17 protein-coding genes are annotated in these 19,543 nt (G+C 73.4%); 6 read left to right on the plus strand and 11 right to left on the minus strand.

The window, feature by feature from the left end:
- Nucleotides 1–257 precede the first annotated feature (257 nt).
- The gene (locus tag ACPA54_RS24560) at nucleotides 258–434 is read left to right on the plus strand and encodes a hypothetical protein (RefSeq protein ID WP_423533168.1); all 177 of its coding nucleotides are present in this window, start codon (nucleotides 258–260) and stop codon (nucleotides 432–434) included.
- Nucleotides 435–536: 102 nt separating this feature from the next.
- Here ACPA54_RS24560 and ACPA54_RS24565 read toward each other — a convergent pair whose 3' ends face one another.
- Nucleotides 537–2,336 (minus strand): bifunctional metallophosphatase/5'-nucleotidase, encoded by a 1,800-nt coding sequence (locus ACPA54_RS24565; RefSeq protein ID WP_423533169.1) that lies wholly within the window; start codon nucleotides 2,334–2,336, stop codon nucleotides 537–539.
- A gap of 121 nt (nucleotides 2,337–2,457) precedes the next feature.
- On the minus strand, nucleotides 2,458–3,678 hold the full coding sequence (locus ACPA54_RS24570) for a CapA family protein (protein ID WP_423533171.1): 1,221 nt from the start codon (nucleotides 3,676–3,678) through the stop codon (nucleotides 2,458–2,460).
- Between the two features lie 236 nt (nucleotides 3,679–3,914).
- Between ACPA54_RS24570 and ACPA54_RS24575 the strand changes: the two genes are divergently transcribed.
- The gene (locus ACPA54_RS24575) at nucleotides 3,915–4,952 is read left to right on the plus strand and encodes a zinc-dependent alcohol dehydrogenase family protein (RefSeq protein WP_423533173.1); all 1,038 of its coding nucleotides are present in this window, start codon (nucleotides 3,915–3,917) and stop codon (nucleotides 4,950–4,952) included.
- A gap of 93 nt (nucleotides 4,953–5,045) precedes the next feature.
- Here the strand turns inward: ACPA54_RS24575 and ACPA54_RS24580 are convergent, their stop codons facing one another.
- From ACPA54_RS24580 to ACPA54_RS24590, 3 genes are all read right to left on the minus strand, one after another.
- Complete coding sequence (locus tag ACPA54_RS24580) at nucleotides 5,046–6,002, minus strand: sirohydrochlorin chelatase (RefSeq protein WP_423533175.1); 957 nt, start codon at nucleotides 6,000–6,002, stop codon at nucleotides 5,046–5,048.
- A gap of 243 nt (nucleotides 6,003–6,245) precedes the next feature.
- Nucleotides 6,246–6,614 (minus strand): nuclear transport factor 2 family protein, encoded by a 369-nt coding sequence (locus ACPA54_RS24585; protein ID WP_345680868.1) that lies wholly within the window; start codon nucleotides 6,612–6,614, stop codon nucleotides 6,246–6,248.
- Nucleotides 6,615–6,778: 164 nt separating this feature from the next.
- Complete coding sequence (locus ACPA54_RS24590; protein WP_423533177.1) at nucleotides 6,779–8,545, minus strand: hypothetical protein; 1,767 nt, start codon at nucleotides 8,543–8,545, stop codon at nucleotides 6,779–6,781.
- 323 nt (nucleotides 8,546–8,868) lie between these two features.
- On the opposite strand from ACPA54_RS24590, the gene ACPA54_RS24595 reads away from it, so the two are divergent.
- Both ACPA54_RS24595 and ACPA54_RS24600 read left to right on the plus strand, forming a co-directional pair.
- Nucleotides 8,869–9,531, plus strand: coding sequence for an SDR family oxidoreductase (locus ACPA54_RS24595; RefSeq protein ID WP_423533179.1), 663 nt, complete (start codon nucleotides 8,869–8,871; stop codon nucleotides 9,529–9,531).
- Nucleotides 9,528–10,352, plus strand: a complete 825-nt coding sequence (locus ACPA54_RS24600; protein WP_423533181.1) for an SDR family NAD(P)-dependent oxidoreductase — start codon at nucleotides 9,528–9,530, stop codon at nucleotides 10,350–10,352. Before ACPA54_RS24595 ends, ACPA54_RS24600 begins: the two co-directional genes overlap by 4 nt.
- Before the next feature lie 292 nt (nucleotides 10,353–10,644).
- Here ACPA54_RS24600 and ACPA54_RS24605 read toward each other — a convergent pair whose 3' ends face one another.
- The 3 genes from ACPA54_RS24605 to ACPA54_RS24615 all read right to left on the minus strand — a co-directional run bounded on the left by ACPA54_RS24605 (nucleotide 10,645) and on the right by ACPA54_RS24615 (nucleotide 13,603).
- A complete protein-coding gene (locus ACPA54_RS24605) occupies nucleotides 10,645–11,676 on the minus strand; it encodes a phosphotransferase family protein (RefSeq protein WP_423533183.1) in 1,032 nt (343 codons plus the stop codon).
- The gene (locus ACPA54_RS24610; protein WP_423533185.1) at nucleotides 11,673–12,983 is read right to left on the minus strand and encodes an acyl-CoA dehydrogenase family protein; all 1,311 of its coding nucleotides are present in this window, start codon (nucleotides 12,981–12,983) and stop codon (nucleotides 11,673–11,675) included. Before ACPA54_RS24610 ends, ACPA54_RS24605 begins: the two co-directional genes overlap by 4 nt.
- 167 nt (nucleotides 12,984–13,150) lie before the next feature.
- On the minus strand, nucleotides 13,151–13,603 hold the full coding sequence (locus ACPA54_RS24615) for a MarR family winged helix-turn-helix transcriptional regulator (RefSeq protein WP_423533187.1): 453 nt from the start codon (nucleotides 13,601–13,603) through the stop codon (nucleotides 13,151–13,153).
- 118 nt (nucleotides 13,604–13,721) lie between these two features.
- Here ACPA54_RS24615 and ACPA54_RS24620 point away from each other — a divergent pair, with 118 nt between their 5' ends.
- Together ACPA54_RS24620 and ACPA54_RS24625 are read left to right on the plus strand one after the other, a co-directional pair.
- Nucleotides 13,722–14,390, plus strand: coding sequence for a TetR/AcrR family transcriptional regulator (locus ACPA54_RS24620; RefSeq protein WP_423533189.1), 669 nt, complete (start codon nucleotides 13,722–13,724; stop codon nucleotides 14,388–14,390).
- Nucleotides 14,391–14,476: 86 nt separating this feature from the next.
- A complete protein-coding gene (locus ACPA54_RS24625; RefSeq protein WP_423533191.1) occupies nucleotides 14,477–15,166 on the plus strand; it encodes a hypothetical protein in 690 nt (229 codons plus the stop codon).
- Nucleotides 15,167–15,185: 19 nt separating this feature from the next.
- On the opposite strand, the gene ACPA54_RS24630 is transcribed toward ACPA54_RS24625, so the two are convergent.
- The 3 genes from ACPA54_RS24630 to ACPA54_RS24640 form a co-directional block, all read right to left on the minus strand.
- Nucleotides 15,186–16,739 carry a N,N-dimethylformamidase beta subunit family domain-containing protein gene (locus ACPA54_RS24630; RefSeq protein ID WP_423533193.1) on the minus strand — a complete coding sequence of 518 codons (1,554 nt, stop codon included), beginning with the start codon at nucleotides 16,737–16,739 and terminating at the stop codon, nucleotides 15,186–15,188.
- Nucleotides 16,740–16,830: 91 nt separating this feature from the next.
- Complete coding sequence (locus ACPA54_RS24635) at nucleotides 16,831–18,411, minus strand: ABC transporter substrate-binding protein (RefSeq protein ID WP_423533195.1); 1,581 nt, start codon at nucleotides 18,409–18,411, stop codon at nucleotides 16,831–16,833.
- Nucleotides 18,412–18,439: 28 nt separating this feature from the next.
- A complete protein-coding gene (locus ACPA54_RS24640; RefSeq protein ID WP_345673900.1) occupies nucleotides 18,440–19,402 on the minus strand; it encodes a zinc-binding dehydrogenase in 963 nt (320 codons plus the stop codon).
- Between the last annotated feature and the right edge of the window lie 141 nt (nucleotides 19,403–19,543).

The raw sequence follows: 19,543 nt of genomic DNA on the forward strand, positions 1-19,543 counted from the left end.
AACAGAGATACCGTCCGCACCCGTCCGGTTCAAGCCGGACCCCCGCCTCCCGGTGCGCCCGGCACCCCGGGACGACCCCGAGACGCGCACCCTTTCGGCCTCCTCCTCAGGTCGTAGGCGATGTGCCGGCGGCCGCCCAGGGAAGGCCTCGAGATCGCCGACCTGCGGCGGACGCCGCTGTCCGAGGCGGCACATAACGTGGGGGTAGTGCGAGCCGCTCCCGAAAAAGAGCGGCACCGAACGAATCGAGATGTGCCATGACGACCAGCGCGACCAGCGCCGCCCGGACCGACGCCGCCCCGACCCGCAGCCACGACGACGCCCCCGCCGGGTACGCCCACGGCCCGCTGCTCGCGATCATCGCGCGCCGCCGCCGGTATGCCCGGTCCGTCGCCACCACGCGCGTCACCGCGGCCCTGCGCCGAGCGGCCTAAGGCGCGCCCCCAGCGCCCGCGCACCCCGCGGCACACCCCCGCCGAGGCCCCGCACACCACGAGTGTGCGGGGCCTCGGCATGCCCGGAGTGACGGAGGGGGCTCAGCGCAGGAAGGTGATCCGGTCGGCCACCGGGACCGCGAGCGGCGCGTCCGGCGACGAGTGCGCGGCCAGGTAGGCGGTCAGCGCGTCCAGGTCGGACACGCCGTTGAGCTTCGCCGTGCCGGTCTTGAACGCCGGGAACCCGTCGCCGCCCGCCGCGAGGAACTCGTTCGCGGACACCCGGTACGTCCTCGCCGGGTCGATCGGCTCGCCGTTCAGCTTCACGCTGCCCGCGACGATCCGCGCCGCACCTGTCTGCTTGAGGTCGACGGTGTACGTCAGCCCCTTCGAGATCTGCAGATAGCGCGGGCTCGCCTCGTTGCCGCCGGACACCTGCTGGGCGAGGACGTCGAGCACCGCCTGCCCGGTCAGCGTCTGGGTCACCATCATGTTGGTGAACGGCTGCACGGTGAACGCCTCGGCGTAGGTGACCACGCCGTCGCCCTCGCCGTTCGCCTGCTTGAACTGGAAGTCCGAGCGGATCCCGCCCGGGTTCATGAACGCGATCTGCGCCGCGCCCTTGTCCGCAGCAGCGGTCGCCTCCAATTGCGCGTCGGAGATCAGGTCGCCCATCGGGGATTCCGATGTGGGGGCGCCGCGGCCGAGGATGTCGCCCTGGATGTAGCCGACCTTGCGGTTCCCGACCGGTGCGGCGAGCTTCTGCCAGTTCTCGATCAGCGTCCGGACGTCGTCCGCCGGGGTGGTGTTCCGGCTGACGATCCGGTTCACCGCGCTGACCTGCGTGCGCACGATGTCGCGGGTGCGCTTGTCGTAGGTCAGGTTGATCTCGGTGTAGAGCCGCCCGAACGACGCGCCGGACGTGACCAGCCGCGGCTGCCCCTTCGGGTCGGGGATGTTGCACACGTACGACTGGTGCGTGTGGCCGGTGACGACCGCGTCGATCTCCGGGTCGAGGTTCTTCGCGATGTCCACGACCGGGCCGCTCAGCCCGAGCGAACCACCCGCGTTGCAGTCGTAGTTGTAGATGCCGCTCGTCGGCATGCCGCCTTCGTGCAGCAGCACGACGATCGACTTCACGCCGACCGCCTTGAGGAGCTTGGTGTACAGGTTGGCGGTCTTGACCTCGTCCTCGAACTTGAGGCCCTTCACGCCCTCGGCGGTGACGACGTCGGGCGTGCCCTCGAGGGTCATGCCGATGAAGCCGATCCAGGCGCCGTTGACGTACTTGATGCTGACCGGGGCCATGATCGGCCAGCCGGTCTTCTCGTCGAGCACGTTGGCGGCGAGGTACGGGAACTTGGCGCCGGAGAACGTGCGGCCGGGCGCGTAGCAGCCGTCCGTGGGGTGGCAGCCGCCGTTCTGCATGCGCAGCAGCTCGGCGCGGCCCTCGTCGAACTCGTGGTTGCCGACGGACGTCACGTCGAGGCCGATCTCGTTGAGCGCCTCGATGGTCGGCTCGTCGTGGAACAGGCCGGACAGCAGCGGGCTGGCGCCGATCATGTCGCCGGCCGCGACGGTGAGCGAGTTCGGGTTCTTCGCGCGGGCCTCGCGCAGCTGCGTGGCCAGCCGGGCGACCCCGCCCGCGGGCACCGTCACCGGCTTGCCGGTGGCCGGGTCGATGCCGGTGGTGATGTTCGCGGCGCTGCCCTGCGGGTCTTCCAGGTTGCCGTGCAGGTCGTTGAGGGCGAGGAGTTGGACGTTCATCGTCGGGTCCGGGGCGGGGCCCCGGCCGGACGCTGCGGCGGCGGTGCCGATGGTGGCCGCGCTGCTGACCAGGCTCGCGGCCACGAAGGCCGTGAGCGCCATCAAGCGGCGGCTGCGACGTCGTGTCCCAGTCATGGCGTGCACCCTAGGGTCTACGCGCGTCCATGCCCAGATCCGGGCGGTAAATCCCGGGTAAGCGGAAGCGAACAACCTGGCCGAACGGGGCAATTCGGTCAGGCGTCGGCAGGGTCGGGGCTCACCGGCCATCGGTCGACTCGACGAGCCCGTCCGCGGCCGCGCCTTCGGACAGCACCGCGGCGCGGATGGTCTCCAGCGGCGTCCGGTAGGCGTCCGCCCGCGCGGTCCCGCCCGCGAGCGCCGCGTTGAGGTTCACCACCCGGAACGGCGGCCCCGGGTCGGAGTACTGCGGCAGGAACTCGGCGCGGTCGACCGCCCATCCGGCGGGCCCGCGGGTGAACGTGAAGCGCGCGATCGAGCTGTAGTTGCCCTGGAGCTTGTCCGCACCGGGGAAGTTCGCCATCTGATCGCCCATGCCGTAGACCACCCAGGTGCCGTTGACCTTGGCGTACGGCTGCGGCACGTGGTTGTGCGTGCCCAGGATCAGATCGATGTCCTTGTGCCCGGACGGGTCTTTCGAGGCGGTCAACTCCTGCGCCCAGCGGACCTGGTCGGCGTCCGGCTGCCGCTGCCATTCGGAGCCCCAGTGCAGGCTCAGCAGCACGACCTCCGCGCCCGCGTCCCGGGCCGCCCGCGCCTGCGCGACGATGCGCGGCACGTCGACGACGTTCACCGTCCACGGCTTGCCGTCGGGCAGCGGGAGCCCGTTGGTGCCGTACGTCCAGGCCAGGTGCGCGACCTTCACGCCCTTGACCTGGTACATCGTCGTGGTGGCCGCCTCGTCCGCCGAGCGGGCCGAGCCGGCGTGCCGCAGGCCGACGGCGTCCATGTCGGCGAGAGTGCGCTGCACGCCGTCGAAGCCGTCGTCGAGCGTGTGGTTGGAGGCCGTGGAGCAGCCGTCGTAGCCGGTGTCGACGAGCGCGCGGGCGATCTGCGGCGGGGCCTTGAACAGCGGATAGGCGGCGAACGGGCCGTCGGGGGCGCCGTACACGGTCTCCATGTGGCACAGCGCCAGGTCGGCGGACCGCACGATCGGCGCGACCCCGGCGAAGATCTCGTGGAAGTCGTATCCGTTGCCGCCCGCGTCGTCGTGCGCCTGCTGCCAGATCGACGGGTAGGCGAGCACGTCGCCGGTCGCCACCACGGTGAACGGCTCCGCGGGTGCGGGCGCCGCCTGCGTGCCGCCCGGAGCGCCGCGTCCGGGCCGCTCGCGGCCTCCGGACGGCGTCTGGTCTCCCGACGACGAACAGGCCGCCAGCGCGGCGGACAGGGCCAGGGCGAGGACGGCCGTGCGTGCTCCCGCACGGCGTCGCGGAGGGGGCGACGGGGCAGGCGGCATGGCACACCGATCCATGGTTCGGACAGGCTCGATCACATATGGATCAAACAGCCGCATATACGGCTATCAACCTCTATCCGAACGGTCGCATGCGGCCACCCGGTTTGCGGCCACCGGCACGCCGGGGCGAGGGTGAAGTTGCCGGGGCGGCCGCCCGGAATCCGGGCCGGCCGCGGGACGAGAATGCCGGCGAGACCGGATACACACCGGCCTGCGGGTCGGCAGAAGGAGAGCGCATGCGCGCGACAGTGATCAACGGGCCGAAGGACATCCGCGTCGAGGAGGTGCCCGACCCCCGGATCCACCGGCCCGGCGATGCCGTCGTGCGCGTCACGCACGCCTGCATATGCGGCAGCGACCTGTGGGCCTACCGCGGCGTCGCGGCACGGCAGCCGGGCCAGCGGATCGGGCACGAGTTCATGGGCGTGGTCGAGGAGGTCGGCGCCGAGGTGCGCGGGCTGCAGGTGGGCGACCGGGTCGTCGCGCCGTTCGTGTGGGCCGACGGCGTGTGCGAGTTCTGCGCCGAGGGGCTGTACACCTCCTGCCCGCACGGCGGCTTCTGGGGGCAGCCTGGCTCGGACGGCGGGCAGGGCGAGGCGGTGCGCGTGCCTTTCGCGGACGCCACGCTCGTCCGGGTGCCGTCCGACACGCCCGCGGAGCTGCTGCCCGCGGTGATGACGCTGGCGGACGTCATGGGCACCGGCCACCACGCGGCCCTCGCCGCCCGTGTGCGGCCCGGCAGCACGGTCGCGGTGGTCGGCGACGGCGCGGTCGGCCTGTGCGGCGTGCTGGCCGCCCGGCGGCTGGGCGCCGAGCGGATCGTCATCCTGGGGCGGCACGAGAACCGCACGGCGATCGCCGGCGGCTTCGGCGCCACCGACGTGGTGCCGGAGCGCGGCGAGGCGGCCGTCGCCGCGGTCCGCGAGCTGACCGGCGGCGCGGGCGTCCACGCGGTTCTGGAGGCGGTGGGCACGCAGGAGTCGATGGAGACGGCGATCTCGATCGCGCGGGACGGCGGCGCGATCGGCTACGTCGGGGTGCCGCACGGCGGCAGCGCGGGCGTCGACATCGGGCAGATGTTCGGCCGCAACCTGGCGCTGGGCGGCGGCGTGGCACCGGTGCGCGCCTATCTGCCCGAGCTGCTCGCCGACGTGCTGGCCGGGCGCCTCGACCCGTCGCCGGTGTTCGACCTGACGATCGGCCTGGACGGCGTTCCGGGCGGCTACGCGGCGATGGACGAGCGGCGCGCGATCAAGCCGCTGATCGTGCTCTAGGAACCCCCCGCCCGAGCGGGCGGGCCCGGTCCGGCGTCGGCGGGCAGGCGGCCCCGGGTCGCCCCCGGCCGCCTGCCCGCGCCGCCGGACCGGTCAGTCCTGGATCCCGGCCGCCGCCAGGTAGGCCTGGAGGACCAGCTTCCCCAGCGCGCCGTGCGCGCCGAGCGGCGCGGAGGCCGTGACCTCCGCGTGCGCGGCCGCGGTCTCGATCAGGTCCGGGTCGAGGTCGGGCCCGAGGACGTACGGCGCGAGCGCGATGCGTTCCGCGCCCATCTGCCGCAGCCGCGTGGCCGCGTCGCCGACCGCGCCGGGCACCTCCAGGTCCGCGGTGACCACCGGCAGGGCGAGCCGGGCGGCCAGCAGGACGCCGGTCATGTCCGCGGCCTGCAGCGCCGCGGGGCCGCCGGTGGTGGCCAGGATGATGCCGTCGGCCGCGGTGACCACGGTGAACAGGCGCGCCCGGTCGGCGCGCGCGAGGCCCGCCTCGGACAGCCGCTCGTGCAGCGCTTCGGCGAGCAGCGGGTGCGGGCCGAGCGCCTCGGTCACGGTCAGCTCGCGCCCCTCGGCGGCCTCCACGGTCGCCCGGACGCGGGCTTCCACCTCCGGGTGCGGGCCTATGAGCAGCGGCACCACGACGGCGTTCCGCACGCCCTCGGCGACCGGCGCCGGGGCCGGCTCGCCGTCCACCGCTTCCTCGGCACCGTCCGCAGGCTCCGCGCCGGCTGCCGCATCGTCCGGCGTCGCCTCGGCGGCGCCGCCGACCGGCCCGAGCACCGGGGTCAGGTCGGTGGCCCCTGCGCCGAGGAACACCGGCCGCACGTCCAGACCGGGACGGCCGGCCCGGGCCAGCAGGGCGATCTCGCGGACCACGTCCTCGAGGTCGGCGTCGGCCGGACCCGGCACGGCCAGCACCAGCGGCGGGGCGCCTTCGAGGATCGCGGGTATTTCCGGTCTGCGGTGGCGGCCGCCCGCCCGGGCCTGCGGAACGCGCGTGGGCAAGGCCCCCGCACGGGTGGGCAGCGGAGTTTCTGCGTCAGGGGAAGTGCTCATATTCGCGGATGCTATTGATTCCGGGCACCGGGATTCACGCCCCGGGCGTAATCGTTATCGCTGCTTGTGCAGCAAAACCGGACAAATCTCGTGGCAAACAGGGATGATCGGCCGTCGATTGCCCGCCATCCGGACAACCGCGGGGCGGTTCTCCGGCGGTTCTCCGACGGATGTCAGGCGGATGTCAGGCGGTTGTCCGGGCGGCCTCGGGACGGCTCCGGACGGACGAACTGCGGCCGGGAATCAGCCGGCTGCTTCGAGGTCCGGCACCGCGGTCATCTCGGTGATCAGGAAATCCTCGTCGAGGGCGAACAGTTCGGTGGCATACACCACGACGGGGTTGTCGCCGATGGTGAGGTCCATGCGGAACTGGAAGCCCGCGTAACGGCCGGTGACGGTGATCGGACCGAGGACCGTGGTCTTCGGCGTGAACGGCAGGATCGACGCGTAGAACGCCTCGACGGCCTCCCGGCCGACCTTCGGCTCGGAGCCGATCGGGTCGTGGACGGTGGGCTCGGCGGCGTACGCGGCCATGATCCCTTCGAGGTCCCCGGCGCCCAGCTTGGCCAGGTAGTTCTCGACGGCGGCGACGGCTTTGGCGCGGTCGGACACGGGGGTTCCCCTCGGCATGCGGCGGAAGCACGGGCCGTCCGGGCAGGACGACGGGACGCACCCTAGGCGCCGGTACTTGACGGCGACAAGGGTTACGCGTGTGCATCCTGCCCCGCGGCCGCCGCCCGACCTCCTCCCCTGGCCGCTCCCCGGCTCACCCCGGCTCACCCCGCGACGAGCGTCATCGCCCCCGCGGTCGCCAGCAGTTCCTCCGTCGTCCCGGTGAAGTCGGCGAGCAGGCGCAGCGCGACGGCGCGGGCCTCCGTCGACGCGCCCAAGTGCCGGTCGACGAGCGTGCCCAGGTGCTCGCGGTAGCGCAGCAGCGCGCCGTCGGCGGCCATGAGTTCGTCGAGGCAGCCGAATGTGTTGAGCGCCGTCGCGGCGGGTGCGACGTCCGCGAAGAGGTGCTCCGGCGGCAACGGGGCGCCGCGCCGGGCCGGTTGAGCCAGCACGTATCCCGACCCGGTCCACTCGCGCGGGACGTGGACCTCCGGGGCGGCCGGCCAGCGGCCCGCGCCGACGAGCGCGTCGCCGTCCGGGTCGGCGGCATCCGGCAGCGGCCGAGGCGGGCAGCCGGGCAGCTGCCCCAGCTGCGTCCAGGCGGCGCCGGACAGGTGGCCGCCGGACTTGGCGACGACCGACCAGTCGGCTCCGGGGTTCTCGATCAGCGGCCACAGTTTGGTCGGGCTGTAGCCACGCAGCCGCTTGAGCAGCACCTTGGTGCCGGTCTTGGCGGCGAGTTCGGCGCGCAGCCGGGCCAGACCGTCCTCGGCGGCGAAGAGTTCCGCGTACAGCGCGCGGTCGCGCGGCGGGATGCCGACCTCGTCGGCGAGCTTGGCGGCCTCGGCGACGCCGTGGCGCTCCCACAGGCGGACCAGCGCGGCGAGCATCAGCGCCCGGTACCGCGGCGCGCGCAGCGGGAGGGGCCGCTGCGGTCCTGTCTCGGTGTCGATGGGCGTGTAGAGGCCGCGGAGCGCGTCGTAGCCCTCCGTCCGCCACACGTGCACGGAGTGCCGGATGGTGCTGGAGGTGAACGAGCGGTACAGCAACGCCGCCCGCACCAGCGCCGGATCGCCCGACCACAGCGCGGGCAGCCGCATCGCGCGGCTGTCGGAGTCGAGCACGCAGTCCGCGATGCCGGCGGGAACGGTCGTGGCGCGCGCCATGATGCGGGACCGGACCGCGACCGACGTGTGCCGGTTGACGTAGACCGCCGTGGTCACGTCGGGGTCGTCCAGGGCGGCCAGGGCTTCGGCGACGTCCGGGCGGCTCCAGCGCGCCTTGGCCAGCGTCAGGCGTTCCTTGGGCGAGGCCAGCGCGACCACCCAGGCGATCGTCTCCCGCGGCAGGTCGGCGCCGAAGCGCGCGAGGTCGGTGACGGTGCGCCGGTGCAGGTGCGGGACCAGTGCGGCGAGCGTCTCCGGGTCGAGGAGCATGAGCAGCTGCCGGAATTCGGCGGTGATCCCCCGCGGCGCGGCCGGCAGCGGCCGATCGTCATCAGACATCCGCCCGGCCGCTTCGACGAGTTCGGGGAGGACACCGGGATGGTCGGCCAGGTTGTCCTGCACGAACCGCCAAGCCGCCGGGTTGGCGCCCAGACGCGTGGTGAGGAGGGCGGCGAGGCCGCGGGTGCCGTCGACGTACGCCCACGCGTCGCCCGGAGCCAGCCGCCGCAGCCTCTTGAGGACGCCGTGCGCGGGCGCCGCGCCTTCGACCAGGCACGCGACGTGAGCCCCCGTCAGGCGCCAGGTCCGCACCGAAGGTTCGTCTCCGGCGAACTGGTAGACGGCGGTGCGTGCCCGGGCGGGCAGCGCCGGCGTGCCGCGCATCCGGCGCACCCGCTCGGGCACATCAGGGCCGAGGCGGTCGAGCAATGCCCCGTCCGCGGAGTCGAGTTGGTCGAGCAGCGCGACGAACGCCGTGACATCCACCGAGGCCTCCCCCACGAAAAAGGACCCCGGTCCGTCCACCGGGGATGACTCCAGGTTACGGAGGCGGGGTGACACCCGCCGCTCTCTTCGTGGGCGGTTTCGAACACTTTCATGCGACTTCGGACAACGACCGGTCATGCGTGCGGCAAGCCTCCGCAGCGGCGGTTCCTGCGGCGGTTCCGGCCGTGCAAGGGCTGCCCGTGGTCCGGATCATCACACTGCACACGTGCCGACAAGCCTTGTCATCACATGGTGACCGAAATACGTTCGCCGGGTCGGACGGCCGTCCCGTCCGGCCCGGCGAGACGAAAGGGGCAGGCGGCGTGAGCGAGTCAGCACGTCAAGGTCCGCGGCACGCGGTGGTGATCGGCCGTTCGGCGGTCGCCGCCGCGGTGGCGGAAGCGCTGCGCGGCGAAGGCACCGAGGTGGTGGCGGTTCCGGACACCGCGGCACTCGGCGCGGGCGATCCGGGCGAGGCGGTCGACCTGGTGGTCTTCGCGCCGTACACGCCCGGTTCGGTCGAGGCGCGGCCGGTGGTGGACCTGTCCCCCGCCGAGTGGGACCGGCTGGCCGAGGAGCCGGTACGGGACGGCCTGGCGGCCTTCCAGTACGCGCACCCGCGGCTGAAGGCGGCCGGGGGCCGCTTCGTGCTGGCCGTGCCGAGCGTGGCGATCGAGGGCGGCTCCGGACTGGTGCCGCTGGCCACCGCGGCCGAGGCGCTGCGGGCGCTCGGCAAGTCGGCGGCCCGGCGCTGGGCGCGCGACGGGGTGTCGGTGCACCTGCTGACGCCCACGGTGTTCGCGCTCGACCCGGCGGCCGAGGCGCTGCGCGGCACGGATGTCGACCGCAGCGAAGCGGCGCTCGGGGCGGACTCGATGTCGCCCGAGGCGGTCGCCGACGTTGTCCTGCTGCTGTGTTCGCCGCGTGCCCGGCATCTGACCGGCAGCACGTTCGCCCTCGACGGTGGAGCGCTGATGGTGCCATGACCGATTCCGCAACGAACATCACCGGCGCGGCGGACGGGCTCGACCCGATGCACACCGTGCGGCCGCTGACCGGCAAGACCGTCCTGATCACCGGCGCCGCCGCGGGTGTGGGGCGCGGCATCGCGCTTGCCCTGGGCAGCGCGGGGGCGAACGTCGTGGTGACCGCGCGGCGCAAGGAGGCCGGTTCCGAGGTCGCCGACGAGATCACGGCGCAGGGCGGTTCGGCATCGGTCGAGGTGTGCGACGTGACCGACGCCGAGCAGGTCGCGTCCGCTCTGGCGGGTGCGGTCGCCCGGTTCGGGCGGTTGGACGCGGTGGTGCACAACGCGACGAGCCGCCGGTCCAGCGAGCCGGTCGATCTGGAACACGCGAGCGTCGAGCTGTGGAACGAGCACGCGTCGGTGGCCTCGGTGGCCTCCTACACGCTCGCGAAGGCCGCGCATCCGTATCTGAAGGAGACCGCGGGCTCGTATCTGGTGCTCACGTCGCCGGCGGGCATGCAGGGCAGCGCGAACCTGTCGTTCTACGCGGCGGCCAAGGGCGGGCAGCGCGGCTTCATCAAGTCGCTGGCGCGCGAGTGGGGTCCGGACGGCATCCGGGTCAACGGCCTTGCTCCGCTGGCCGTGACTCCGGCGCTGGACAACGCGATGCGGCTCGACCCGACGATGGAGCCGCGGATCACGGCGCTCATTCCCATGGGGTGGATCGGCGACACGGAGACGGACATCGGCCCGTGCGCGGTGTTCCTGTGCGCCGCCGCGTCCCGCTACGTCACCGGCCAGACGCTGGTGGTCAGCGGTGGGCGGATGACCGCGCTCTAGCCGTGCTCCGGCTGCGATCCAGCCGCTCCGGACGCACCCTCGCGACGAGGGGTCGGCGGGGCAGGCCCGCCCCGGCCGGGCCTGCCCCTTGTCCCGTACGACCATGACGGGACGTCAAGCATCCTGTCGGGAAAGGGAGGTGGACCTCCACCTCACGATCGAAAATCTCGCGTGATTTTACCTTTTCTAGCGCAACCATCGAGCGATTTGGCCGAGTTGTCTGGAATGTCTGCGCGCCAGGTTTGCCATACGGCCCCGTATGCCAACTCCTTTGCCCGGTCCAGGATTCGGCTCAGCCTTCGGCGATCGCGGCCAGGTCGCGGATCAGGCCGACGGTGCGGGAGATCCGTTCCGGCTCGCGGCCGGACGCGCGGGCCAGCGCGCCCGCGCAGATCACCGCGAGCTTCACGACCGCGAACCGCTCGTAATAGGCGAGGTCGTGGACGGGCGCACCGCCGGTCTCCCGGTACGCCTCCACGAGCTGCTCCGCCGACGGCAGTGCCGGGTTGGCGTCCGGCAGATGCCCGCCGCGGTGCGCGTTGAGCAGCCGCCCGGCCGGGCCCCAGTAGGCGAGCAGCTGCCCCAGGTCGGCGAGCGGCTCGCCGACCGTGGAGAGTTCCCAGTCGAGCACGGCACGGACTTCACCGGGCGCGTCGGCGCGGTACATGACGTTGCCGAAGTTGTAGTCGCCGTGCACGACGCCGATCCGTCCGGCGTCCGGCACGTTCTCCGCCAGTTGCTTCAACAGGCCGTCGACGGAGGGGACTTCGTCGACACCGCTGCGGTCCCACTGGCCTTGCCAGCGGCGCAGCTGCCGCCTCATGTAGGGCTCGGGGCGGACCAGGCCGCCCAGCCCGGCCGCCACCGGGTCCACCCGGTGGAGTGCGGCTAGGGTGCGGGCGAGGTTGAGCCCGGCTTCGCGGGCTGTGCCGGCGTCGAGGCGCGCGACGGCGGCGGCGTCCATGTGGAACACCCCGTCGAGGCGCTCCATCAGGTAGAACGAGGCGCCGATGACGTGCGGTTCGTCGCACAGCGCGACCATGCGGGCGACCGGGACGCCGCTGCCCGCGAGGGCGTCCTGCATGCGGTACTCGCGGCCCATGTCGTGCGCGGTCGGCAGCGCGCCGTGCACGGGCGGCCTGCGCAGCACCCAGTCGCGGCCGCCGCCGGTCACCCGGTAGGTGAGGTTCGACGATCCGCCGCTCAGCTGCGTGACCGCGAGTTCGGTGCCGGCGTCCACGAGTCCGCGTTCGGCGGCCCATGCGGCGAGCGGGGCGGCCGGGACCGGGTCGTCGTGCTGCGCGGCCGGTCCGCCGGCGGTCACGGCGCGGTTCCGGGGGCGGGCAGGTCGAGCCAGTCGGCGTACTGGAGTTCGGCGGCCGCACGGCGGGTGGGGACGTGCTCGGTGGGCCAGCCGTCGACGGCCTCGTAGCGGCGCAGGATCATCTTGGCGATCTGCTGGATGTGCACCTCGTCGGCGCCGTCCGCGAGGCGGAAGTTGCGGGCCAGCCGGTACATCTCCTCCAGCGGCAGGTCGGTGGAGTAGCCGAGCGCGCCGTGCACCTGGATCGTGCGGTCGACGACGTCGTGGAGGATCTGCGCGCCCCAGTACTTGACCTCGGAGACGGCTTGGCGGGCGGCCTTGGGGCCTTCGTTGTCCCAGGTCCAGGCCGCCTTGAGGGTCAGCAGGCGGAATGCTTCGATCTCGATGTTCGAGCGGGTCACCATCTGCTGGATCAGCTGCTGGTCGGCCAGCCGCTTGCCGTGCGAGGTGCGCGACACGGCGCGCTCGCACAGCATGTCGAAGGCGCGGCGGCACTGGCCGATCCAGCGCATCGCGTGGTGGATGCGGCCGCCGTTGAGGCGCTTCTGGGCGAGCAGGAAGGCGTCGCCGGGCTCGCCGATCAGGTTCTCGGCGGGCACCCGGCAGTCGGTGAACCGGAGTTCGGCGTGGCCGCCGAGGTTGCGGGTGGCTTCGCCGTCGTACGGGTGGTGCATGGTGTGCACGTTCCGCACGATCTCCAGCCCGGGGGTGCCGCGTTCGACGACGAACATCGAGGCGCGGCGGTGCCGTTCGGCATCCGGGTCGGTGACCGCGAAGACCAGGATGAAGTCCGCGCGGGAGGCGTTGGACGCGAACCACTTGTGGCCGTTGATGACGTAGTCGTCGCCGTCGCGCACGGCCGCGGTCTTGATACCGGTCGGGTCGGATCCGGCGGTGTGCGGCTCGGTGAGCGAGAAACAGCTGGTGAGCTTGCCGTCGAGGAGCGGCCACAGCCAGCGTTCCTTCTGCGCGTCGGTCGCGCCGACGGCGAGGAGTTCGCTGTTGCCCGAGTCGGGGGCCTGGTTGCCGAAGATGTTCGGCGCGGATCCGGTGCGGCCGAGGATCTCGTGCATGAGCGCGAGCTTGACCTGGCCGAAGCCCTGGCCGCCCAGCTCGGGGTCGAGGTGTGCGGCCCACAGGCCGCGGTCCTTGACCCGCTGCTTGAGCGGCTCGGTGACGGCCTGCCAGTTGGCCGGGCTCATCCGCTGCCGGACGAGGTCGAGGGGTTCGATCTCCTCCACGACGAGGGCGCGGATCCAGTCCAGCTCTCGTGCGAAGTCGGGATCGGTGCGGAAATCCCAGGCCACGGCTTTCTCCCCGGAAGTTGGCGGACCGCTGTTCCGGGGGAACGTAACCCGACTAGTTAACCATGTCAATTAAATCCGCGGAGCGGGTTCACGTCGCCCGGACGAGCACCGGACCGGCGCCGCGGAACGGACTGCGGAACGGACTGGGAACAGACTGCGGAACAGACTTACGCGCGGACTCCCCGCAGGTCGGCGACCAGCCGCTGCATCTGCGCGGCGAGCGAGCCCAGCTCTTCGGCCGTCCATCCGCGCAGCTGCTCGGCGAGCAGCGCGTCGTTGGCGGCGGAGAAACTGCGGTACGCCGCCCGGCCCTGCCCGGTCGCCTCGACCATCGACACCCGGCCGTCCTCGGCGTCGCCGACCCGCACGATGTAGCCGCCGTCCTCCAGGATGCGGATCTGCCGGCTCAGCGCGGCCGGCTGGATGTCCGCAAGCTCGGCCAACTCGGTCGGCCGCACCGGGCCGTGGTCGATCACCCGGTGCAGGATCCCGATGGCGACGAGGTTGAGCGCGACCCCGGAGCGTGCCGCGTGCAGCGCGTCGAGCTGCCGGCTGTTGACGAACCTCTTGACGGCATTGATCGCTTCGTTGATCGCGCGGCGGCTCTCGGCATCGGTCATGGCGCGCAGCCTAGAGGCAGGCCCGGCAGTTCGCCTCGGGATCCGTTGTGCAGCCCGTGAGGAACGTCGCTCCGGCGGCGTTCCCGGCGTGTCGGCCACGCGTGATAGACAACATGACGTGTCCGACACCTCCGCTTCCGCCCGCATCCCGGCCGCCGCGCGCCGGGTGGGCCGCCGTTCCGGCCGGAAGCGCGCGGACGTGCTCGCCCACGTGTGCCTGGTGGTCGGCGAACGCGGCGCCGACGCCACCCGGTTCGCCGATGTCGCGGAAGCCTCCGGGGTGCCGGTCAGCACCCTCCAGTACTACTTCGGCACGCTCGACGACATGCTCATCGCCGCGTTCCGGCACGCCGCGCTGCGGGACGTGGCCGCGGTCCGCGCCGCCCTCGCCCCGCTCGCCGACCCGTGGGAGCGGTTGTCCACGGCCTGCGCGTTCGCGCTCGGCTTCTGCGAGGCGGCCGCGCCCTACTCGTGGCACCTGCGCGTCGAGGCGTGGCGCTGGGCGCAGCGCGACCCGGTGTGGCGCGCCGAAGTCCTCGCGGACGCCGCGGACTGGCGCAAGATCATCGCCGAGGCGGTCGCCGAAGGCGTCGCCGCGGGCCGGTTCCGGGCCGACGCCGACCCCGGCCAGGTCGCGCTGCAGGCCCTTGCGATGTCCGGCGGCATCGGTCTGGCGGCCGCGTTGCCGGACCCCGCGGTCACCGCAGAACGCGCGCACCGGCTGCTCGTCGACATGCTCGCGCGGCTGCTGGGGCCGACGGGAGCCCCCACCGAGCCGGATTCCTGAGGCCGCGGTACGCCGCGTGCCCCGATCGGATCAAATCGCGGGATTGTGCCCCACCCGAGGGGCGTTGCTGCCGGACACTGGGCGGTGTGCTTGTCGAAGTCCTCACCGACCCCGGATCGTCCGCCCCTCCCCTGTCCCCAGGTGAACCGCGCCCCGCGGAAAGGGTGTTCGCCCTCGCCGGCCCCGAGTCCGCAGTGCTGACCGCAGCCGGTTCCGCGTACCGGGCCGATGGCACGGGCTGCGGGCACGGCACCGGCTGGTTCCTGCGCCGCCTCGCCGCGCACCTGCTGACCCGGATCGTCGACCGTCCCGAACGCCCACTCCGTGACTGCTTGGCCGACGCCGTCGCCGAGACCGCGGCCTTGCACGGCGGCCGCTGCGACTTGGCTCGGCACGGCGCGCCGACGGCGTCGGTGACCGCGGTGCGGATCGCGGACGGCCGCCTCGACCACCTCGTCCTGGGCACCGGCGCCGTCCTGCTGCGCCGCGGCCCCGCGTCACACGCCGCGACCGATCCGGCCGGCGAGACGCACGCGGCCGGGGCCCGCCCCGCGGCGGCCGCCGCGGACGCGGTGTGCGGCAGCACGCCGCTACCGGACGTGCGCACCGTCGCGCTGCTGGACGTCGGCGCGGGACCGCGCCCGGAGCCGCCGATGGCGCTCAAGATCCTTGAACAGGCCGGTCTGCCTGGCCTGTTGGCGCACGTGCGTGTCGACGAGGCGCACCGGAGCGTGCCGTACAAGCCGTTCGGTGCCGTGCTGTTACGGCCGCGCTGACGTGAGCTGCCCCGTCCCCTCAGCGGGCGACGAGGGCCGCGAACAGGTTCTCCGTCGCCCGCCCGACGCGCGGGTCCGCGTAGCGGGGGTCGCCGAGGGCCTGCGGCCAGCGGAATGTGCCCGCGGTGAACACCAGTCCGCCGGACGCCGCGCGGTACAGGCCGGTCTGCTGGCGTTGCGCGCCGCCGCGTGCGTCGCGGTACGGCGACCCGGCGAGGAACACTTCCTCGCCGCGCGGCCGGGCCGCCTCGTCGAAGCGGCGGTCGGCTTCGCCCCACACCATCCCTGGCAGGGCGTCGCCGTCCCGCAGGCCGGTGCCGGACCAGAACCAGTGCCCGGACTCCCGCACGCCCATCGGGTATTCGCCCTTGACGACGCTCACGTACTGCACGCCCAGCAGCTCCTGTTCGGGCCGGTGCAGGTCGCGCCACTTGACGGTCGGCCCGGGATCGGCGCGGTCGTGCGACGACGAGGCGTCCTTGTTGCAGCGCATGAGCCGGTCGGGCGTGCCGTCGGCGCCGGGGAGCATGCGCACGTGCCAATAGACGTTGTTGGCGGTGAGGAAGGCGAGCCCGACCCCGGCCTCCGAGGCGGCTTCGACGCGGGCCCGCATCTCCTGCGACCAGTACTCGTCGTGGCCGGGGAAGACGACCGCCTTGTAGCGCCGCAGATCGACGCGGCCCGCGTGCAGGTCGGCGCTGGTGGCGTACGCCAGGTCGTAGCCGCGGGCCTCGGCCCAGCGGACGAACGCGTGGTCGAGTTCGAACAGTTGGGGGAGCCCGGCACCCGCGTACGGGCGGTCGAAGGACACCACGCGGGCCTTCAGCTTGGCCGCGGAGGTGCGCGTCGCCGGGTCCTGGCCGTAGTAGAGGCTGCGGCCCGTGGCGCCGTCCACCGGGTACTCGTTGTACGCCTGGTAGGTCGTCGTCGGCAGCACGACCAGGTAGTCCGCGGCCCGCGGCAGGTCGGTGACCACGAACGGCACCGCGGTCCGTACGTCGTCGGCGTCGGCGAGGACGGCCGTGTAGAGGCCGGGCAGCCAATCGTCCGGCACGTCGGTCTGCCAGGTGTCGGACCACGCGCAGGTCACCGTGCCGGAAGACCGGTCGAGGTGCGCCGGTGCCTGGCGGGTGCCGGGGATGCCGTCGGCGCGGGACACCAGCCGTCCGCCGGTGCCGCCGTAGTCGCCGAGCCGGTAGATCTCCACGGCGAACGGCCGGGCCTGGGCGGTGGACACCTTGAGGCGCAGGCGGCCGCCGACCGGCACCGCGCTGTCGGCGGCGTACACCTTGATGCGCGGGTCGGTGTCCGACGTCGTGCGCGGCCCGAGGCGCCAACCGGCGCTTCCGGTACGGGCGTTCTCCGCGGCCACGAGCCCGGGCCGGGCGGGCAGCAGCACCTTGGGCGCCCGGTCGGGCAGCACCGCCGCGCGCGCTGAGGCGGCGTGCGGCCGGGCCCCGCCGCCGACGAGCAGGAGACCGGCCCCCGCCGCGGCCCCGAGCACGGCACGACGGCTCGGCGGCGACAGCGGCGGCAACGGGGGCAACGGGGGCAACTGAGGCAACGGGGCCATGGAACGACAGTAAGCGCCGGTTGCGGTCCGGACGCCCCGGGAGCGCGGTGGAGGGCCGCGGAACACCCGGACGGGTGAAACGCGGTGCCTGTCAGCCCCGCCGGTGCAGCGTCGCCAGCTCCAGTTCGCCGAAGCCCATCCGCGTCTCGTCGATCGATTCCACCGACCGGCTCTGCCCCACCAGGAGCTTCGGGTAGACCGGCGGCATCATCACCGCGTCGCGCACCAGGATCTCGTCGGCCAGCGCGCACAGCTTCTCGCGGCGGCTCGCGTCGCCGGCGGCCCACGCGTCGGCGAGCAGCTTGTCGAGGCCGGGGTTGCGGTAGCCGGTGTTGTCCGGGTGGTCGGACGCCGCGGGTGCGAGGACGTCGTAGGCGGTGATGCCGACCGCGTAGGCGGGCCGCCGGACGGACAGCGCGAAGTCGAAGTCGCCTGCGGCGCGGCGGCGTCGCCATGTGGCGTCGTCGACGACGTCCACGGCGGGTTCGAACCCGGCCTTCACCCAGCCGGTGGCGAGCGCGGTCGCGACCGCGCGCACCTCCTCGGTCGCCAGCACGGTGAACCGCACCGGCCCGGTGGTGCCCGCTTCGGCGAGCAGCGCGCGGACCCGGTCGGCGTCCACCCGCTCGCCGTAGGGCCGCGGTCCGGCGGGCGCGCTCGGCGACGCGGTGGGCGTCGCCGTCGGCGAAGGGGACTCGCCCCAGCCCTCGGTCGCGGGACCGACCGGCCCCTGCCCGAGGACGGCGAAGCCCAGGTAGACGCTGTCCCGCACGGTCTTGCGGTCCATGCCGGCCGCGAGGGCCCGCCGGATCGCCACGTTGTCGAACGGGGCGCGCCGCAGGTTCAGTGCGGTGGCGAGGTCCACCGGCGCGGACACCGTGTGGGCTTGCAGCGACGACGTCTTGCGCAGCACCTTCGTCTGCGCGGGCGTCGGCCGCGGGTCGACGAGGATCGCGCCGCTTTTGAGCTGCGCCGCCGCCGCGTCGGCCGCGGCGACGCGGAACTCGATCGCGTCGTACGGCGCCCGGTCGTCCCGGTAGGCGTCGTTCCGGCGCAGCAGCACCGACTGCCCCGGCACGATCCGCTCGGCGCGGAACGGCCCCGTCCCGACCAGTGCCTGCGGGTCGGCGAGCGACGCCTGGTGCGGGATCGGCAGGCGGGCGAGGAGCGGGCGCAGGACGCCGAACGGGCGAGGCAGGTCGAGCCGTACCGTGCCCGCGTCGACGACCGTGACGGTGCCGAGCCGCCCGGCCAGGTAAGGCGCCCACTCCCCCGCCGTCGCGGGGTCGTTGACGTGCCGGAGGCAGGCCGCGACGTGTTCCGCGTCGAACGGCGTCCCGTCGGCGAACCGCACCCCGTCGCGCAGCGCGAGCGTCCAGGCGAGGCCGTCGCCGGACACCGCCGGGTCCGCGGCGGCGAGGACCGGTTCGAGGGTCGTGTCGTCGCGGTACCGGTAGAGCGTCTCCACGACCGGGTCGGCCATCCAGCGTGCTTCCTCGGAGACGCCCTGCGCCGGGTTCAGCAGCGCCGGATAGCCGGGCAGGCCCACCGTCAGCGTGCCTCCGGTGCGCAGCGCGGGCGCGTCCGAGCAGCCGGTGAGCAGCCCGCCCGCGGCCGCTGCGAGCCCAGCGCCCGCGCCCAGGGCGAGGAAGCGTCGTCGGCCGAGATCCATCGTGGTCCTTCCGTCCGGCAGAGTGCCGTCAGACGGTAAACACGATCTTCCCGAACTGGTCACCCTGCGCGAGCCGCGCGAAGCCTTCGCGCGCTTTGTCGAGCGGGAGAACGGTATCGATGACGGGCCGGATCCCGCTGTTGACGCACAGGTTCAGCAGCCCGGCGAGTTCGTCCTTGTCGCCCATCGTCGAGCCGACGATGCGCATTTCCTGGAAGAAGATCCGGGTGAGTTCCGCGGACGACGGGTTCGGGCCGCTGGTCGCGCCGGAGATGACGACGCTGCCGCCGGGCTTGAGGCTGCGCACCGAGTGGCTCCAGGTGGCCGCGCCGACGGTCTCCATGACCGTGTCGACGCGTTCCGGCAGCCGCTCGCCGGACGCGAACGCCCGGTCGGCGCCCAGCGCGACGGCCCGCGCGCCCTTGGCCTCGTCGCGGCTGGTCACCCACACGCGGTATCCGGCCGCCTTGCCGAGCACCACCAGCGCGGTCGCGACGCCGCCTCCCGCGCCCTGCACGAGGACCGTTCCGCCGGGCCGCACACCGGAGTTGGTGAACAGCATCCGGTACGCGGTCAGCCACGCCGTCGGCAGGCAACTGGCCTCCTCGAAGGACAGCTCCTTCGGCTTGGGCAGCAGGTTCCAGCGCGGCACGGCGACCTTGGCGGCGAAGGTGCCGTTGTACTTCTCGGTGAGGATCGACCGCGGTTCGTCGGTGCCGAGGCCGCCGACGACCGAGTGGATGACGACCTCGTTGCCGTCCTCGTCGATGCCCGCGCCGTCGCAGCCGAGGATCATCGGCAGCTGCTTGTCGGTGATGCCGACGCCTTTGAGCGTCCACAGGTCGTGGTGGTTGAGGCTCGCGGCCTTGACCGTGACGGTCGTCCAGCCGGGCGGCAGCGGCCGCTCGGTGCCGGGCTCGGGGCGCTCGCCCAGCTCCAGGCCGGACAGCGGGTCTTCGGGGCTGATGCGTACGGCGCTCACGGCAAACATGGCAGCGACCTTATGCGACGGGGGTGCGGGAGGGCGGCGCGGCGGGGGTCTCGTCCCGGTGCCGCGCGCGGGGGCCGGACGCCCGTCGGCGGGGGGGGGGGGGGCGGCCGGGCCCGCCGCGCGGGGGGGCGGCGCGGGGGC

It is taken from the genome of Uniformispora flossi, from assembly GCF_049534875.1.
Taxonomy (GTDB): Bacteria; Actinomycetota; Actinomycetes; order Streptomycetales; family Streptomycetaceae; genus Yinghuangia; species Yinghuangia aomiensis.

What these genes read in the sequence shown, in the direction of transcription:
- ACPA54_RS24560 (WP_423533168.1), top strand. Translation starts at nt 258, where the DNA reads ATGACGACCAGCGCGACCAGCGCCGCCCGGACCGACGCCGCCCCGACC.
- ACPA54_RS24565 (WP_423533169.1), bottom strand. Translation starts at nt 2,336, where the DNA reads ATGACTGGGACACGACGTCGCAGCCGCCGCTTGATGGCGCTCACGGCC.
- ACPA54_RS24570 (WP_423533171.1), bottom strand. Translation starts at nt 3,678, where the DNA reads ATGCCGCCTGCCCCGTCGCCCCCTCCGCGACGCCGTGCGGGAGCACGC.
- ACPA54_RS24575 (WP_423533173.1), top strand. Translation starts at nt 3,915, where the DNA reads ATGCGCGCGACAGTGATCAACGGGCCGAAGGACATCCGCGTCGAGGAG.
- ACPA54_RS24580 (WP_423533175.1), bottom strand. Translation starts at nt 6,002, where the DNA reads ATGAGCACTTCCCCTGACGCAGAAACTCCGCTGCCCACCCGTGCGGGG.
- ACPA54_RS24600 (WP_423533181.1), top strand. Translation starts at nt 9,528, where the DNA reads ATGACCGATTCCGCAACGAACATCACCGGCGCGGCGGACGGGCTCGAC.
- ACPA54_RS24615 (WP_423533187.1), bottom strand. Translation starts at nt 13,603, where the DNA reads ATGACCGATGCCGAGAGCCGCCGCGCGATCAACGAAGCGATCAATGCC.
- ACPA54_RS24630 (WP_423533193.1), bottom strand. Translation starts at nt 16,739, where the DNA reads ATGGCCCCGTTGCCTCAGTTGCCCCCGTTGCCCCCGTTGCCGCCGCTG.
- ACPA54_RS24635 (WP_423533195.1), bottom strand. Translation starts at nt 18,411, where the DNA reads ATGGATCTCGGCCGACGACGCTTCCTCGCCCTGGGCGCGGGCGCTGGG.
- ACPA54_RS24640 (WP_345673900.1), bottom strand. Translation starts at nt 19,402, where the DNA reads ATGTTTGCCGTGAGCGCCGTACGCATCAGCCCCGAAGACCCGCTGTCC.